At 41.2% G+C, this 17,774-nt stretch carries 18 protein-coding genes; 3 read left to right on the top strand and 15 right to left on the bottom strand.

All coding sequences use genetic code 11. The features are described from left to right. Positions 1–64: 64 nt before the first annotated feature. The 3 genes from KO534_RS07755 to KO534_RS07745 form a co-directional block, all read right to left on the bottom strand. On the bottom strand, positions 65–451 hold the full coding sequence (locus KO534_RS07755; protein ID WP_215929079.1) for a carboxymuconolactone decarboxylase family protein: 387 nt from the start codon (positions 449–451) through the stop codon (positions 65–67). A 71-nt stretch (positions 452–522) separates the two neighbouring features. After that, positions 523–891, bottom strand: coding sequence for a MerR family transcriptional regulator (locus KO534_RS07750; protein WP_215929078.1), 369 nt, complete (start codon positions 889–891; stop codon positions 523–525). 256 nt (positions 892–1,147) lie between these two features. Next, on the bottom strand, positions 1,148–2,080 hold the full coding sequence (locus tag KO534_RS07745) for a helix-turn-helix domain-containing protein (protein ID WP_215929077.1): 933 nt from the start codon (positions 2,078–2,080) through the stop codon (positions 1,148–1,150). A 160-nt stretch (positions 2,081–2,240) separates the two neighbouring features. On the opposite strand from KO534_RS07745, the gene exaC reads away from it, so the two are divergent. Then, positions 2,241–3,761 carry an acetaldehyde dehydrogenase ExaC gene (gene exaC / locus KO534_RS07740; RefSeq protein ID WP_215929076.1) on the top strand — a complete coding sequence of 507 codons (1,521 nt, stop codon included), beginning with the start codon at positions 2,241–2,243 and terminating at the stop codon, positions 3,759–3,761. 199 nt (positions 3,762–3,960) lie between these two features. On the opposite strand, the gene leuA is transcribed toward exaC, so the two are convergent. Then, positions 3,961–5,634: a 2-isopropylmalate synthase gene (gene leuA / locus KO534_RS07735; protein WP_215929075.1), complete on the bottom strand. Its 1,674-nt coding sequence runs from the start codon at positions 5,632–5,634 to the stop codon at positions 3,961–3,963. A gap of 155 nt (positions 5,635–5,789) precedes the next feature. Here leuA and KO534_RS07730 point away from each other — a divergent pair, with 155 nt between their 5' ends. After that, on the top strand, positions 5,790–6,254 hold the full coding sequence (locus KO534_RS07730) for an Lrp/AsnC family transcriptional regulator (RefSeq protein ID WP_215929074.1): 465 nt from the start codon (positions 5,790–5,792) through the stop codon (positions 6,252–6,254). Here KO534_RS07730 and KO534_RS07725 read toward each other — a convergent pair. The 11 genes from KO534_RS07725 to KO534_RS07675 form a co-directional block, all read right to left on the bottom strand. Next, positions 6,244–7,119: a GH12 family glycosyl hydrolase domain-containing protein gene (locus tag KO534_RS07725; protein WP_215929073.1), complete on the bottom strand. Its 876-nt coding sequence runs from the start codon at positions 7,117–7,119 to the stop codon at positions 6,244–6,246. The genes KO534_RS07730 and KO534_RS07725 overlap by 11 nt on opposite strands. 124 nt (positions 7,120–7,243) lie before the next feature. After that, positions 7,244–7,726: a phosphatidylglycerophosphatase A family protein gene (locus tag KO534_RS07720; protein WP_215929072.1), complete on the bottom strand. Its 483-nt coding sequence runs from the start codon at positions 7,724–7,726 to the stop codon at positions 7,244–7,246. A 42-nt stretch (positions 7,727–7,768) separates the two neighbouring features. Next, positions 7,769–8,731: a thiamine-phosphate kinase gene (thiL, locus tag KO534_RS07715; RefSeq protein ID WP_215929071.1), complete on the bottom strand. Its 963-nt coding sequence runs from the start codon at positions 8,729–8,731 to the stop codon at positions 7,769–7,771. Between the two features lie 60 nt (positions 8,732–8,791). Further along, positions 8,792–9,214 carry a transcription antitermination factor NusB gene (nusB, locus tag KO534_RS07710; protein ID WP_215929070.1) on the bottom strand — a complete coding sequence of 141 codons (423 nt, stop codon included), beginning with the start codon at positions 9,212–9,214 and terminating at the stop codon, positions 8,792–8,794. Then, on the bottom strand, positions 9,215–9,691 hold the full coding sequence (gene ribH / locus KO534_RS07705) for a 6,7-dimethyl-8-ribityllumazine synthase (protein WP_215929069.1): 477 nt from the start codon (positions 9,689–9,691) through the stop codon (positions 9,215–9,217). It lies immediately after the preceding gene. A gap of 73 nt (positions 9,692–9,764) precedes the next feature. After that, a complete protein-coding gene (ribBA, locus tag KO534_RS07700; protein ID WP_215929068.1) occupies positions 9,765–10,865 on the bottom strand; it encodes a bifunctional 3,4-dihydroxy-2-butanone-4-phosphate synthase/GTP cyclohydrolase II in 1,101 nt (366 codons plus the stop codon). Positions 10,866–10,944: 79 nt separating this feature from the next. After that, positions 10,945–11,616 (bottom strand): riboflavin synthase, encoded by a 672-nt coding sequence (locus KO534_RS07695; RefSeq protein WP_215929067.1) that lies wholly within the window; start codon positions 11,614–11,616, stop codon positions 10,945–10,947. A 35-nt stretch (positions 11,617–11,651) separates the two neighbouring features. Beyond that, positions 11,652–12,788, bottom strand: coding sequence for a bifunctional diaminohydroxyphosphoribosylaminopyrimidine deaminase/5-amino-6-(5-phosphoribosylamino)uracil reductase RibD (gene ribD, locus KO534_RS07690; protein WP_215929066.1), 1,137 nt, complete (start codon positions 12,786–12,788; stop codon positions 11,652–11,654). A 51-nt stretch (positions 12,789–12,839) separates the two neighbouring features. Beyond that, positions 12,840–13,289, bottom strand: coding sequence for a transcriptional regulator NrdR (gene nrdR, locus KO534_RS07685; protein WP_215929065.1), 450 nt, complete (start codon positions 13,287–13,289; stop codon positions 12,840–12,842). Positions 13,290–13,431: 142 nt separating this feature from the next. Then, positions 13,432–14,688 carry a serine hydroxymethyltransferase gene (glyA, locus tag KO534_RS07680; protein ID WP_215929064.1) on the bottom strand — a complete coding sequence of 419 codons (1,257 nt, stop codon included), beginning with the start codon at positions 14,686–14,688 and terminating at the stop codon, positions 13,432–13,434. Positions 14,689–14,850: 162 nt separating this feature from the next. Beyond that, positions 14,851–15,846 carry a Gfo/Idh/MocA family protein gene (locus tag KO534_RS07675; protein WP_215929063.1) on the bottom strand — a complete coding sequence of 332 codons (996 nt, stop codon included), beginning with the start codon at positions 15,844–15,846 and terminating at the stop codon, positions 14,851–14,853. 158 nt (positions 15,847–16,004) lie between these two features. Between KO534_RS07675 and ettA the strand changes: the two genes are divergently transcribed. Continuing rightward, a complete protein-coding gene (gene ettA / locus KO534_RS07670) occupies positions 16,005–17,672 on the top strand; it encodes an energy-dependent translational throttle protein EttA (protein WP_215929062.1) in 1,668 nt (555 codons plus the stop codon). Positions 17,673–17,774 lie beyond the last annotated feature (102 nt).

Raw genomic sequence — 17,774 nt, 5'->3', positions numbered from 1 at the left:
ACTGCAAATTCTCTACAAATACTTGGAACGAGCCAACTGTTGCGAATCTGACTCGATTGCGTTGTTAAACTTTTATTATTTCACGCTCGATAAATACTTCTTTAGCGACAAAAATACCGTTTAAAGCTGCTGGAAAACCAGCGTATACCGCCATTTGTATAATCACTTCTACTATTTCTTCAGGTTTGCAACCAACATTTAAAGCACCATGAATATGTACATTCAATTGAGGTAGGCAATTTCCTAAAGCAGTTAATGCAGCAACTGTGGCCAATTCTCGACTCCTTAAATCAAGTCCAGGTCGCTGGTAGATGTCACCAAAAGGAAATTCGATAGTATATTTTGCCAAGTCAGGCGCAATTGAGGCTAGGCTATCAATAACTTTTCGCCCTGCTTCACCGTCAATTTCATTTAGCTTATTGAGGCCTGATTCGTAACGTTGATTAATCATTAACACTCCAATTGTTGTTTATTATGCTTATTCACAATAACTCAACCTTACAACTTAGAGCCAACTCTAAGTCAAGCGTTAAGTTCTAACTCAATGAATTCGCTGTAGTGCTCAATTTTCTCTTTTAACTTTTTAAGATGGAATTGTTCTTCAGAAATTTTCTCTTCTAAAGTAACAGCATGTTGTTGCAAAATTTTCATTCTTAATTCAGATGTAGAAGCACCTTCATCTCTTAAATCAGCATACTTTTTGATATTATCGAGAGGCATACCTGTATCTTTTAATCGTTTTATAAATTCAATCCAAATAACATCTTTCTCTGTAAACCAACGGTGGCCACTAGAATTTCTAGAAATATTTTTTAACAAGCCAATCTTTTCGTAATATCGAATCGTATACGAAGAAACATTGGTTACCTTCGAAAATTTTTGAATATTCATACAACCCTTGAAACAAGTTTAACTGGTAAGCAACAATTATAATGACAACCAGTGATGATTGTGATTGATGGGCTTTTTAATCTTTTTGAAAGCGTCATTGGACGACGGCTATAGCAGCATTACAATCCCTCATAGTCGAGCCTCAAGGTCATCTATGATTTCGTGGGAATACCACAGACTCTGTCTCTATCGATGCTACGATTAATCTCTACAAACGATAAGAAGTAATTCTGTCTGCTTCTAGATACTAATATATTTAATGGCTAGTGTATTGTTTTGAAAAAGCTGAGGGAGCCATACCATACTGCTCTTGGAACCGGCGATTAAAGTGACTCAAATCGGCAAAACCGAGAGAGAAGCACACTTCACTCACCGAAGTACCTGTTTTAAGTAATTGGGCAGCCGTTTCAACTCGTAAATACTGTTGTAAATTAAGCGGCGAGCAACCCACTTTTTGTTTAAAAGCTTGATAGAAGCGTGAACGACTCATACACGCTACTTTGCATAAATAGTCGATATCGAGCGGCGTGCTTAAATGGGTATTGATATAGTGAATACTGGCCTGCAACCCATTTTTTTCAGATTGCTCCTGGCTGTCATTTAACAAAAGTTCCCGCGCTTGATGTTTGAGAATACGCGTGACTAATTCCGATACTCCAAAATCAATAGCAATATCTCGTTCGCTGTCGTCTTCAATAAAACTATTAAACAAACGCTCAAGCAATAGTTGTGTGCCTTGAGAATGTTGAGTGTGCAGATGGCGTTGTGACAATACGCGCCAACTATCTAGCTCAAGGGGAACACCTAGTTGTTGGTCGAGTTTATCGCTGATACTAGCAATACGTTCACGGCTTATTTCAACAGTCAAACAACGAGTGGGTTTGTCCATTTTCGCTTCGGGAAAATCAATAGCAACAGACGTATTAGCCGCCATCACAAACGATTGATTAGGCACAAACTCCATTGATTCGGCTCCCCCCACAACAGGGTATGAACTGTGTAATACCTTTTTGCCCTGGATCATGCCGCAATATAACAAACCAGTAGAATGCAATAATACCTTTTCAGCTGGTAAATAAGTGTCGTAAATACTTAATTCAGAATGTGGCCCTGCAAAACTGACTCTATTTTCAACCAACTTTTGTGGGCGATCTAAGCCAATATTAGTCGCTAAAGCATTGTCATTCATATTACGTTCCTACGTTGAAAGAACTTTAGGATTGTCGTACAAGTAAAATGGACTCACAGACAACTCATTTTTAGATTCACGATTTATATTAACAGTCGAAAGCCATTTAATTAATTTTTTTTTAACAAATGAAATGTAAAGTATTTATAAGGAATCTTCTATGATTTATGCACAACCAGGTTCAGCCGATTCACTAGTCACCTTTAAGAAACAATACCAAAATTTTATTGGAGGCCAGTGGGTTGCCCCTGTTAAAGGTCAGTATTTTGATAATATAAGTCCCATTGATGGAGAGAAATTTTGTGAAATTCCTCGCTCAACTGAAGAAGACATTAATTTAGCCTTAGATGCAGCCCATCGTGCAAAAGCATCCTGGGGAACAACCTCGATCACAGACCGCTCCAACATATTACTAAAAATTGCTGATCGGATAGAACAAAATTTAGAACTATTAGCCGTAGCAGAAACGTGGGATAACGGTAAGGCCATCCGAGAAACGTTAAATGCAGATATTCCACTCGCCGCAGACCATTTCAGATACTTTGCAGGTTGTATGCGCGCCGAAGAAAGTAGTTTGAGCGAGATAGACAGCAATACAGTTTCATATCATTTTCATGAACCCCTCGGCGTGGTAGGGCAAATTATTCCATGGAACTTCCCTATCCTAATGGCGGCCTGGAAATTGGCTCCAGCACTTGTTACAGGTAACTGTGTGGTATTAAAACCAGCCGAACAAACGCCCGCATCCATTCTGGTATTACTTGAGTTAATCGGCGATTTATTACCTGATGGCGTGTTAAACGTAGTAAATGGCTACGGAAGAGAAGCAGGTCAAGCGCTAGCTAGCAGCTCACGAATAGCTAAGATAGCATTCACTGGATCAACACCGGTTGGGATCCAAATATTAAAATGCGCGGCTGAAAATATTATTCCATCAACGGTAGAATTGGGCGGTAAATCTCCAAACCTCTACTTTAGTGATATTATGAATTACGAAGATAGCTACCTAAGCAAATGTGTAGAAGGTTTAGTCTTAGCTTTCTTCAACCAAGGTGAAATATGCACTTGTCCTTCGAGAGCGTTAATTCAACAAGACATTTACGAACCCTTCATGGAAAAGGTAATTGCTCGCACCAACAGTATTATTCGCGGTAATCCACTTGATGTAAATACTCAAGTTGGCGCACAAGTATCAAACCTACAATATGAAAAAATACTCAACTACATTGATATTGGCCGTAAAGAAGGCGCCAAAGTATTAACGGGTGGTGGCAGTGCGAACTTAGCCAGTCCTTACGACAAAGGGTTTTACGTACAACCTACCTTGTTGAAAGGCACTAATGACATGCGAGTATTCCAAGAAGAAATTTTTGGTCCTGTAGTCGGAGTAACAACATTTAAAGATGAAGCCGAAGCGCTAGCTATAGCAAACGACAGTATGTTTGGTTTAGGTGCAGGGTTATGGACGCGAGATATGAACCGCGCTTATCACCTTGGCAGAAAAATAGAAGCCGGTCGTATTTGGACCAACTGCTACCACGCATACCCAGCCCATGCAGCATTCGGTGGTTATAAAAAATCAGGGATAGGACGCGAGACGCATAAAATGGCTATGGGTAATTACCAACAAACCAAAAACCTTCTAGTGAGTTACGACACTAACCCTTTGGGCTTTTTCTGATACCGAATAGGTAATAAGCCCCTTTTAAACGTTAGCGCCTAGCGCTAACGTTTCTTTTTAGAGCGCAACTTAGACACCCAAAACAATAAAATCCCAAATTGTTTCAAAATCAACAAGCATCAAGTGGTGTAAATGTTTCAAAGGGATTCTGTGTGAAAACTGCCAAGGATGGCAGTAACCGCTAACGCATGCTTTTAATTTATGATGGGCTCACAGCCCCCACCTTTCGATTAACCCCACCCACCAAAGCCTTAACAGCAGCAATCATAATATTACTATCCTTAGCCACCCCAAAGCTCGCCGAGTGCTCCCCTACTTTCAATTCGATATAACACACAGCAGAAACGTCTGAGCCACTGCCTATTGAATGTTCATGGTAATCCACCACTTCCACTGGTTGCTTAACTAATTGACTTAAAGCATTCGCAGCAGCATCAATAGGTCCATTGCCTATCCCGCTGACCTTTTGCTTTTTGCTCTGATAATTAAACTGGATATCAATGCTTTGCTGACCGTCGGTTAAAGTCGAAAATTGACTGCTAATAAACTCAACCGGTGTATCTTGTTTAAAGTACTCTTGCTCAAACAATTCAACTATGGCATTTGCATGAGACTCTTTACCGGTTTTGTCATTTACTGTCTGCACGATACGGCTAAATTCAATTTGTAGCCTACGTGGTAACTGTAACCCTGCTGCGCGGTCAAGTAAAAAGCTCACGCCTCCTTTACCCGATTGGCTATTGACTCTAACAACGGCATCATAATTACGACCAAGATCCGCAGGATCAATAGGTAAATAAGGCACGTTCCAAAGCCCATCTTGTTGTTGAACTGCTAAGCCTTTTTTAATGGCGTCTTGGTGTGAGCCAGAAAAAGCAGTAAACACCAATTCGCCTGCATAAGGATGGCGAGGATGCACAGGTAATTGATTACATTCTTCAACTAGTTTTCGGGTTTGGTCAATATTTGAAAAGTCTAATTCCGGATGTATACCTTGGGTATACAAGTTCATCGCTAAAGTCACTAGGTCCACATTACCGGTTCGTTCTCCATTACCAAATAAACACCCTTCTACTCGGTCAGCTCCCGCCATAAGGGCCAACTCAGCGGCAGCCACAGCGGTTCCTCTATCATTGTGAGGGTGCACACTTAATATAATGTGTTGGCGTTGCTTAAGATGGGTGTGCATCCATTCAATTTGGTCGGCGTAGGTATTTGGGGTGTTCATTTCAACCGTAGCAGGTAAATTTATAATAATTTTGTTGTCTGCGCTGGGTTGCCAAACTTCGACCACTGCATCGCATACCTCTTTGGCAAACCTTATTTCGGTACTCGAAAACACTTCTGGTGAATACTGATAGGTCCAATTTACTTCGGGTGCGTTGGCCGTTAGTTGTTTAACCCATTGCGTGCCTTGGGTGGCGATTTTTTTAACACCGGCCTTATCGGTTTTATAAACTATTTGCCTAAATGCAGGAGCCACAGGGTTATACATATGTAATATGGCTTGTTTGGCACCTCGTAAGCTTTCAACCGTTTTTTCGATTAAGTCAAAGCGGGCTTGTACCAACACTTCGATAGTCACATCTTCTGGTATATGTTTGTCTTCAATCAACAAACGCACAAAATTAAAATCAATTTCTGACGCCGAAGGAAATCCCACCTCAATTTGTTTAAAACCAATGGCGACTAGCGCTTTAAAAAATTTTAATTTAGTTTGGATAGACATAGGATCAATTAATGCTTGATTGCCATCCCGTAAATCGGTGCTCATCCAAATGGGTGGCGCACTTATAGTGTTATTTGGCCACTGTCTTTTTTTTAATTTAATGCTCTGAAAAGCCTGATATTTAGTATGTGGATTAGCAATCATTTTGGGGTCCGAATATCGATAAATATGTCTGTCAAAAGAATAGCGAATTGCCACTCGAATAAGGTTGCTAAAAACAGTTTAAAAGCAGAATATAAACAATTATATTGCGCATAAATCAAAATAATTGACAGTTATTGCCTTAAAGTGAGAAATCTATGCAACTTGATAAGTACGATCGAATGATCCTAGACATTATTCAACAACAAGGACGTATATCGAATCAAGAACTAGCCGAAGCGATTAATCTATCCCCCTCTCCTTGTCTACGCAGAGTACGTCAATTAGAAGAGTCAGGAATGATTGCGGGTTATGTGGCTTTGTTAGATGCCAAAAAGCTCGGTTTAACCTTAGTGTCGTTTATTCAAATAAGTATGGATAAACACACACCCGAACGTTTTAATCATTTTGAAAAACAAATAGCGACATTTCCCGAAGTATTAGAATGTCACTTAGTCACAGGGCAGTCAGCAGACTATTTACTCAAGGTGATAATTAAAGATATGGATGACTTTCAACGATTGCTATTAAATAAACTCACGCCTATTGAAGGGGTGACCGGAGTACATTCATCTTTTGTATTAAAATCGCCGGTGAATACTCAAGCTTTGCCTATAAATTAGTGTTACTTGGAATCACATCGACACTGTAATGATTTAACCAAACTTGACCTGTACCACTCATGATTTCTGTTCCTAGTTGGATATCAGCAATGTATAAGTCTGCATTGATAAACTTTTGTTCAATGGCATAGAGTAACAGTGGCGCCGCATCAAAATTAATTTGCATCAGCGGTTGTCCCGTTCGAAATGCCAAATAAACCCAGCGGTTATTATTTTCACCCGATGTGTCGTGCCAGTTAGGCTCTAACCACACTTCCCACTCAATACCATTTAATGTTATCTCTGCGACATGCTCACCAGCTGGATTGGCATAGAAGTTTTCGGTGGCATAGCTCCAAATCATGATTTCTGCGGCGATAGTAGTTTTATCGACATTCATTCGAATAGTTTCAGCGTCAGTCAACCACATAGTACTAGCAAGGTTTAATTCACCGTCAGTCAAAATCTCTACACTGTAATCAAACTCTAACCTTTGTAACTGATTAATAGAGATTGGGTAGCCGAGCTTAGTATGGTGGTGTTGTAACCAAGGGCTATTACCTAATGTTATTTGTGGCTGGGCGAAGACTTTGTCGCCATCTTTTGGCCATTGCCAATACCAACCGTACTGAGTCTTGGCATCATATGTTCGCATCGCTAAACACTGGATCCAATCAAATCCAGCGGCCGCTTTGGCATTCCAAATATTATTTTGTAGATCACCCAGTGGCGTAGCGTGACTGTCATAACCTTCGCAAGTGAACGCAAGAATAGCTTTGTTTTGTTCAATTTCTGCTAGTTTTTGTTTTTCACTTACTCCGTCACTGCAACTAAGCAATGCCAGCGATAGTGTCAACACCATCAGTAGGTTGATGTTTTTCAACATAGCGTCCCTTTCTACGAAAATTTTTAATCAACGTCAGAATACATTAAAGAACTACTAGATGGAAAGATAAGAGAAATTACGGCGATTGCGAAGTTTACAAGAGCCAGCGAACAGCCTTAGAAAATTAGATCATAGCCAAGCCAATATGTAATACGCAGAGGGCAAACACTCCCGCCAACACGTCATCAATCATAATACCAAAGCCACCATGCACATGTTTGTCTAGATAACTAATTGGCCAAGGTTTCAAAATATCAAAAAAACGAAACAACACAAACCCAATGGCTAAGGTTTGCCAACTTAACGGCACAGCGATCATGGTGATAAGCATACCTGCTACTTCATCCCAAACGATAGACGAGTCATCATGGACTTTCATATCATCAGCGGCTTTTCCGCAAATCCATATTCCTGCCACGCTAACCAATATAGTGACGCCTAAATAGATAGAAAAACTGGCGTAATGAGATAACAAAACAACTAATGGCAACGCCGCCAAGGTTCCGAATGTGCCTGGCATTTTGGCCGCTAGACCACTACCAAACCCTAATGCCAAAAAGTGCACTGGATTTAGCAGGCTAACTCGACTACGTATTTGCTTATCCACTATTTGCCTACTTATATTGTATTCACCCTGTACGGCGGGTAATTAGAAGTGTTGGTAACCTTTAACGTTAAATTCGTAAGGTTTATCTGCTTGGCGAAACTCTAATTTTCCCATCGAGCCATTCATCTGGCCAATATAGGTAGCATGTACATTAGCACTCGCCAAAGTGGTTTCTAAATGACCTTTTTGTTCTTCACTTACCGTAAACAACAATTCGTAATCATCCCCAGCACTTAAGGCATAATCAATTGCTTGTTGAGTACTTACCGATTCTTTTAAGGCTTGTGACATGGGCAACTTATCGATATGTATTGTTGCACCACAACCCGACGCGTTGAGAATATGCGTAATATCAGACACCAAGCCATCAGATACATCGATACAAGCACTAGCCACACGCCTTAGGCAAGTTCCAGCCATTAATCTTGGGGTCGGATAATTCAATCGATTCAGTAAATAGTCAGTGTTGAGTTGGTCTTCTAGCACATATTTTTTTTGTGCAATATCGAGCCCTAAACCTGCATCCCCTAAAGTACCAGTGACATATATGGAATCACCTGGTTGTGCTTGGCTTCTAGTCAAAGCTTGATCAAATGGAACAAAACCTTGTGCAGTAATAGTAATTGCTAAAGGCCCTTGAACCGTATCACCGCCAATTAGCTGTACTGAGTAGTATTCAGCATGCTCTTGCAGGCCATTCGAGAAAGCTTCTAACCAAGCTTCATCCACAGCGGGTAAACTTAGAGACAAGCTTATCCAAGCTGGCTCGGCGCCCATTGCAGCTAAATCACTTAAATTAACCGCTACTGCTTTTTGTGCGATTGCATGAGGGGAGGTTTCAGGTAAAAAATGCACGCCACTTAACAAGGTGTCAGTAGTGGTTACTAATGCTTGGCCTTGAGGAATATGGGTAACTGCACCGTCATCTCCGATGCCCACTATCACGTCTTTACGTTGAATACTTTTTGCTTTGAAAAAGTGATCAATAACATTAAATTCTTTCATTATGACTAATTTAAGTTACATCAGATGATGAGAAAAGTTGCCTAAACCTTATTGCAAAGATCAAGACAACTCATCTTTACGCAGAGTCTTAATTGCTTTATCGAGCACACCATTGACGAATTTATGGCTTTCTTCTGCACCAAAAGATTTAGCTAATTCAATGGCTTCATTGATCACAACTTTATAAGGAACGTCAATTCTGCCAACAAGTTCGTAAGTCGATATTCTTAAAATGGCTTTTTCAATCGGATCAAGTTCCTCAGGCAGACGACCAAGGTAAGGTTTGATTTTTTTATCCAACTCAGCACAGTCTTTTACCACATTTCGCAACAATTCCAAAAAGTACTCTGTATCGACTTTTTGCATATTATTGCTGGTAACTATACTCAACTCGATTTGCTCAACCTGATTGTTACTCATCTGCCAAGAATAAACCGCTTGTACAGCAAGTTCTCTGGCTAGGTGACGGGCTTTAGGTTTCACCTATTTAGCCCCTTCAATGTTAGCTAAAACATTAACCATTTCTAATGCGCCTACCGCAGCTTCGGCACCTTTATTTCCGGCCTTAGTACCAGAACGTTCAATCGCTTGTTCAATACTATCTGTGGTGATGACGCCAAATGAAACAGGAATGCCATATTCTAATGAAACCTGCGCTAAACCTTTGTTACATTCGCCGGCTACAAATTCAAAGTGTGGAGTTCCACCTCTGATTACCGCGCCCAATGCAATGATGGCATCATATTTGTTTTGTTCAGCAAGTTTTTTGGCTGCTATTGGTAGCTCATAAGCACCAGGCACACGAACCAAAGTAATATCTTGGTCGTTTACTTCACCTTGTCTTTCAAGAGCATCAAGCGCACCGTCCACTAAACTTTCAACAACAAAACTGTTGAAACGAGAAACCACTAGGGCAAATTTTTTGCCTGTTGCGCGGATGTTACCTTCAATAATATTCATGTAAAAACCTTACTGGAAAAATCGGCGCGCAGTTTAGCACATCCTTTCAGGGAAATATTGTGATTTTTATTACTTAGATTTCCACATACTCAACGACTTCTAATCCATACCCAGACAAGGCATGGTACTTTTTCGGCTTGCTCAACAAACGCATTTTTCTAACACCTAAGCTGGCGAGTATTTGACTCCCTACCCCAACGGTTCTCGATGAACCTGACCATGCGGCGTTAGCAGGTTTTTCGCCTTTGTCTTCAGCCTCGAATTGTTTGACTTGAGTTAATAAGTCCTCGTCTTTACCGAGTAACACTAATACGCCACCGTTGTCAGCAATATATTTAATCGCATCCGGTAATCCCATACTTCGAGAAATGGCGCGCTGAGAACCCAACAAATCACTAAAACTATTCAGTAAATGTACTCGAACTAATGCTGGTACGTCGCCGTCAATTTCTCCTTTGCACATTGCAAAATGCACTTGGTTATCAATGACATCTTTAAATGTCACTAAATCAAACTCGCCGTACTCAGTAGGTAGTTTACATTTAGCTACTTGTTGAATAGTCGTTTCGTTTAAGTTTCGATATTCGATTAAATCAGCAATGGTACCAATTTTCATATTATGCTTGGCAGCAAACACTTCTAATTCGGGACGTCTAGCCATGCTGCCGTCTTCGTTTAGAATTTCAACAATGACAGATGCCGGTTCACACCCTGCCAGCCTTGCCAAATCGATTCCCGCTTCGGTATGTCCGGCGCGGTTTAACACACCACCTTCTTTACCGATCAATGGAAAAATATGTCCCGGCTGCACTATGTCTTTGGCCTGCGCACCTTTAGATACTGCCGCTAATACTGTTTTTGCTCTATCACCAGCAGATATTCCTGTGGTGACACCTTGTGCAGCCTCAATCGACACAGTAAAGTTTGTAGAAAACTGTGCGCTATTATCATCAACCATTAAAGGTAAATTGAGGGTTTTACAACGCTCTGCTGTCATGGGCAAACACACTAACCCTCTGGCATGAGTCACCATAAAGTTAATGGCCTCAGGGGTAACATGTTCCGCAGCCATAATAATATCGCCTTCGTTTTCCCTGTCTTCATCATCCATTAAGATAACCATTTTACCTTGGCGGATATCTTCGATTATCTCTTCACTACTATTTAATGGCATATTCTGTTGTCTTCTCTTTGATTGAATTGATGGCGAGGTTAGTCACCACTTAAGCAACGCCTAATCAGGGTGGCTTATTTTACTTCAAATAGCCGTTTTCTACTAAAAACGCCATGCTAATATCTTTTTTACCGGTATCGTTACCAGACTCGGCGGCCTTGTCTCCCAACATTAACCTTTCTATATATCTAGCGATTACATCCACTTCTAGATTAACCTTGGTACCGACTACATATTGGCCAATAATAGTTTCTTGCAAGCTATGTGGGATCAGAGTCAATAAAAACTTCGCACCATTTACTTGGTTCACGGTTAGGCTCACTCCATCAACGGTAATTGAACCTTTTTCTGCTAAATATTTTGCCAATTCATCAGGAGCTTTTACCCAGATTTCTACGTAACGACCAACGGTGCTAATTGATAACACCTCTCCCAAACCGTCAACGTGGCCACTGACAATATGTCCTCCTAAGCGACTATTGGCTTGCATCGCCTTTTCAAGATTGACTTGGCTGCCAGCTTTATAACTAGCGAAACCGGTACGTTTGATGGTCTCGTGAGAGACATCGGCACTGAAGCCATTGTTAGACATCGCCACTACTGTTAAGCACACTCCATTATTGGCAATGCTATCGCCCAAAGATACATCACTCATGTCCAATTTGTCGGTTTTAATAGACAACCTTATGTCATCACCAGAAGGCACTAAACCTTCAATACGCCCCACATCTTCTATAATTCCGGTAAACATATTCTCTCGATAAATTAATTGGCTTAATTGATGTGTTAGTTCTTAAACACAGCAGTCATTTTGAGGTCATCCCCTACTTGCCTGATATCACTCCAACTAAGAGTGGTCACGTCTTTCATTGTTTCAATCGGCACAGTTTCGAACAGGTTTTGCCCAGCGCTCCCTATTAATTTGGGCGCTTGGTACAAAATCAATTCATCTATCAATTTATTTTGCAACAAAGCTCCCGCTAATTTAGCTCCTGCTTCCACCCAAACTTGATTTAATTGCATTTCACCTAGTTTATCCATGACTTTTTTTAGGTCTAACTTGTTACCTTTAAACGGCGCTTGCCATTGACTCACGTGTTTTTCAAACTGGTGTTCACTGGGCAGCCCATTAATAAGTAAAACTTTACCGGCAACGTTACTTTTTGCGGGTTGTAAACAGTTTAGAGTAGAGGGTAATTGATTACGCCCATCCAATAACACCCGCAAAGGTTGGCGCAAGTCTTGTTGTGCTAATTTGTCTTTGCTCAGGTTCAGCTCAGCATACCTAACGTTAAGCATAGGGTTATCGGCTATCACAGTACCTGAACCCGACAAAATTGCGCAGCTTTTAGCGCGGTGTCGCTGTACGTCTTGCCTCGCCTGAGGTCCCGTAATCCATTGGCTCAAACCATTTTTCAAGGCTGTTTTACCGTCCAAAGTCGCCGCTAATTTGACGGTAACCCAAGGTCTACCAGTACGCATTCGTTTGATAAAGCCGCGATTGAGTTGCTCAGCCTCAGTTTGCAATAACCCCTGCTCCGTTTGAATTCCAGCCTGCTGTAACTTTTGGAGCCCATTGCCAGATACCAGTGGATTGGGATCAACCATCGCTGCCACTACCCTTGAGACACCGGCAGCAATTAATGAGTCAGCACAAGGTGGCGTTCTACCGAAATGACTGCAAGGCTCGAGCGTAACATAGGCAGTCGCACCCTTGGCAGCCTTGCCAGCCTGTTTTAAAGCATGAATTTCAGCATGAGGGGTACCCGCCTTTTGGTGCCAACCTTCTCCCAGAATCTCGCCGTGAGTATTACTAATGACACAGCCTACATTAGGATTGGGAGCAGTTGTGTACTGGCCTCGTTTTGCTAATTGAATAGCACGAGCCATCATTTGAAAATCAGTATTAGAAAATTGAGTCACGGGTTTCCAACAAAAAAAGATGATAAGTTAAAAAAATCATTGCCATGGGCACTAGTCGCCTAAACGTGCAATTTCTTCACCAAATTCACGTATATCTTCGAAGGAACGATACACAGATGCAAAACGCACATAGGCGACTTTATCTAATTCTTTCAACGCATCCATAATCAAATTACCCAAAAATTCGCTGCTGACTTCTCGCTCTCCAGTCGCACGTAACGAAGACTTTAAACGACTAATACACTTTTCGACCTGTTCGGTACTTACGGGGCGTTTCTCCAAAGCGCGTTGCAAACCGGCTCTCAATTTATCTTCGTTAAAAGGTTCTCTAGAACCATCGCGTTTAACGACTCTAGGCATCACCAGTTCAGCCATTTCAAAAGTAGTAAAGCGTTCCTTACAAACAGTGCATTCTCTTCTGCGTCTCACCTGACTGCCATCAGCCACCAGACGCGAATCTATTACTTTAGTTTCTTGAACAGAACAAAACGGACAAAACATAGGGGATTTCTAACTTGCGATAATGAATAACGCTAAATTAACAAAATTCGGCTGTCAGGCATACTGTATGCAACAAAATAAGCAATATAAGCAATAAAAAAAGCCGACTTGCGTCGGCTTATTTGAATCATTGTCGCATTATTTAAGCGTAAACAGGGAATTTTTCGCACAATGTAATGACTTCACTCTTCACTTTTTCAATCAAAGAGTCATCATTAATATTATCTAACACATCACAAATCCAGTTTGCCACCTGTTTGGCTTGCTCTTCTTTAAAACCACGGCGCGTGATGGCTGGCGAACCAAGACGTAATCCACTGGTGACAAAAGGAGAGCGAGGGTCATTGGGTACTGAGTTTTTATTTACTGTGATATTGGCATTGCCTAAAGCTGCATCAGCATCTTTACCTGTGTACTCTTTTCCAATGAGATCGAGTAAAAACAAGTGGTTTTCGGTGCCACCTGAAACCACTTTATGACCGCGCTCTTGGATCACAGCGACCATGGCCTTAGCATTTTTGACCACTTGTTGTTGATAGACTTTAAACTCAGGCTCTAGGGCTTCTTTAAATGCCACCGCTTTTGCCGCAATAACATGACACAACGGGCCACCTTGATTACCAGGGAAAACCGAGCTGTTTAACTTTTTGTAAATGGTTTCGTCACCGCAAGCAGATAAAATCAAACCACCGCGAGGACCAGCTAAGGTTTTATGAGTAGTTGTTGTGACAACGTGCGCATGAGGAATTGGGCTAGGATAAACACCCGCCGCTATCAAGCCGGCAACATGAGCCATATCAACAAGTAAATAAGCGCCCACTTTATCGGCTATTTCACGAAATTTTTGCCAATCAACGATTCCAGAGTAAGCTGAGAAACCACCAATAATCATTTTAGGTTTGTGTTCAAGTGCTAACGCCTCAACTTCAGCCATATCAATTTCACCTGTTTCAGCATTCAAACCATATTGAACCGCGTTATAGGTTTTACCTGAAAAGTTGACATGAGAGCCGTGAGTTAAATGACCGCCGTGAGCTAAGCTCATACCCAATACAGTATCCCCAGCATCTAACAATGCCATAAATACTGCAGAGTTAGCCTGCGAACCTGCATGTGGTTGCACGTTGGCATAATCACAACCAAACAATTGTTTGGCACGTTCAATCGCTAAATCTTCAGCGATATCAACATATTCACAGCCACCGTAATAGCGTTTGTGCGGATAACCTTCTGCGTATTTATTGGTGAGTTGTGAGCCTTGAGCTTCTAAAACACGTGGGCTGCAATAATTTTCAGAGGCGATCAGTTCAATGTGATGCTCCTGACGTTGGTTTTCATTTTGAATTGCTTCAAACAATTCCGGATCAAAATCAGCAATATTCATATCACGTGTTAGCATCACTTTTCCTCAACATCAGCAGTAAATAAAATGGGGTATATATCTATACCCTCTAAAGAAGCAGCGCATAGTTTAGTTATTTTCAACAGTTTGTATAGTGGTAATCCGGCATGAGAAACAACCAAAAGTTGTAACGGATTTTGCACACTCAGCTTCAAGACATCATAGCGCTTCTATCTGCTGCGGAAATTTCACACCTAGTTGTTTACGAATATCATCCATCACACTCAATACGCCTACACTATCAGTGTGTGACATCACGTCACTGCACAACAATCCTTTTTGGATACTGTCCATGCTAGCCTCAATCTGATACTCGAAACCATTTACTGGATGTGGTATCTCAATGGTTTGCAGCAACTGGTTATCTTTAAAAATTTCGGCTTTATCTGTATCCCAAAAACAGCTAGGTAAATTCACGTAACCTTCTGAACCCACTATTCTCATGGTGTTACTTGATTGTGCCAACATAGAACAGGTAAATTGTGCAAAACGACCGGACGGATAGCGCATATTTGCAAATACATGCCCATCTACTTGTTGCTGTGTTAATTTCCCCATCGCGGTCACTTTATCTGGGTGCTCTTGAAGTAAAAACTGACTGACGGTAATACTGTAAACACCTAAATCCAGTAGCGCACCACCGGCTAGTTCAGCCTTAATCATGCGAGCTTTATCTCGTTTTTGAAAAGCAAAACCAATTTCCGACTGAATATATTGCACATCACCTATTATTCCCTCGTCAAGCAATTGTCTAAGTTGCGACAAACAGGGCATAAAACGGCTCCATAGTGCTTCCTGCAATAGCAGTTTTTTGCTTTGTGCTAATTCCACCAAAACCTTCATCTGCTTTGCATTCACAGTACAGGGTTTTTCAACTAACACATGTTTACCTGCTTCCAGACACATTTTGGCCTGTTGATAGTGAAAGTTATGGGGAGTAGCAATATAGATAATGTCTATTTCTGGATCGGCTAACATTTGCCCATAATCCGAGTAAGTTTTTTGAATGTTATAAGTATCTGCAAATTCCGAAGCGCGCTCTTTAGAACGACTCGCTACAGCCAAAATTTTGCCCTTTTTCGACGCTGAGATTGCTTTTGCAAAAGTGTTGGCAATATTTCCTGGGCCAATGACTCCCCAATTAAAGCTTTGCATGTTACTCCTTGATTATGAAATTAGTAGTCAAAATACTACTTGAGTCGATTACAATTACCATCAATTATTAATAAAAAACTAAAGTTATAAAACAATACCTTTTACCCTACCCTTGCACTGAATTACACTAGTACCAAATTAACTTACATTAGACTGTTATGGCTCAATACGTTTACAGCATGCTTCGTGTCGGTAAGGTGGTTCCACCCGGCAAACATATCTTAAAAAATATTTCTCTCAGCTTTTTCCCTGGTGCAAAAATCGGTGTTTTAGGTTTGAATGGTTCAGGTAAATCTACTTTACTCAGGATCATGGCAGGACTAGATACAGAAATCGAAGGTGAGGCTATTCCTCAAACAGGATTAAAAATAGGTTACCTACCCCAAGAGCCCCAACTCGATGAAACTAAAGATGTGAGGGGCAATATCGAAGAAGCCGTGGCTGATGTAGTTCATGCGCTTAAACGTATCGAAGAAGTGTATGCCGCCTACGCAGAAGAAAATGCTGATTTCGACGCGTTAGCGAAAGAACAAGGTGAATTAGAAGCCATCATTCAAAGTAAAGATGGACACAATCTAGACAATGCATTGGAGCGCGCAGCCGATGCATTGCGCCTGCCGCCTTGGGATGCTGATGTAAGCAAACTTTCAGGGGGCGAACGTCGCCGCGTTGCACTGTGCAAGTTGTTGCTTGAAAAACCTGAAATGTTACTACTAGACGAACCAACTAACCACTTGGATGCAGAATCAGTGGCATGGTTAGAACGCTTTTTACATGATTATGAAGGCACTGTGGTGGCGATTACCCACGATAGGTACTTCCTAGATAACGTAGCGGGCTGGATATTAGAACTTGACCGTGGCCAAGGTATTCCTTGGGAAGGTAACTATTCATCTTGGTTAGAACAAAAAGATGCACGGCTTGAGCAAGAAGAAAAAACCGAAAGTGCTAGACAAAAATCGATTAAGACCGAACTCGAATGGGTTCGCTCTAATGCCAAAGGTCGCCAATCTAAAAGCAAGGCTCGTATGGCTAGGTTTGAAGAGCTCAACACCGGTGATTATCAAAAACGTAATGAAACCAATGAGTTGTTTATCCCACCGGGCGAACGTTTGGGCGATAAAGTCATTGAAGTAACCGGCCTTAAAAAGTCATATGGTGACCGAGTCTTAATTGATGATCTCAGCTTCAAAATTCCCAAAGGCGCAATTGTAGGCATAATTGGTCCTAATGGTGCAGGTAAATCGACTCTATTTAAAATGCTTAGTGGTGACGAGCAAGCTGATGCGGGTAAAATTGATTTAGGTGAATCGGTATATTTAGCCAGTGTTGATCAGTTTCGCGATCACATGAACGACGACAATACCGTTTACAAAGAAATATCAGATGACTCGGATATTATTCGCATAGGAAACTTTGAACTAAATAGCCGTGCTTATTGCGGACGTTTTAACTTTAAAGGTTCGGACCAACAGAAATTCATGAAAAACTTGTCTGGTGGTGAGCGTAACCGTGTGCATTTAGCAAAATTACTCAAAGCCGGAGGCAATGTATTACTGCTAGATGAGCCTACCAATGACTTAGATGTTGAAACCTTACGAGCACTGGAGAATGCTATTATGGAGTTTCCTGGTTGCGCTATGATAATTTCCCATGACAGATGGTTTTTAGACCGAGTCGCCACACACATCATGGACTACCGTGATGAAGGAAAAATCAATTTTTATGAAGGGAATTACACCGAGTATGCGGCATGGTTAAAAGACACCTATGGTACCGATGTAATTGAGCCACATAGATTGAAGTATAAAAAAATCAGTAAGTAAAATATAAATAACGATTAGGCCGGGTTTAACGTAATGCTGTTCACTTAAGGTGAACAGCAGATTTTTTTGATGGAACGCCAATTAGTCTATTTAACATTGGAT

Source organism: Paraglaciecola arctica, from assembly GCF_018861065.1.
Classification (GTDB): domain Bacteria; phylum Pseudomonadota; class Gammaproteobacteria; order Enterobacterales; family Alteromonadaceae; genus Paraglaciecola; species Paraglaciecola arctica_B.
Note: the sequence above shows the minus strand (reverse complement) of the source record. Positions and strands in the feature narration are given on the sequence as shown.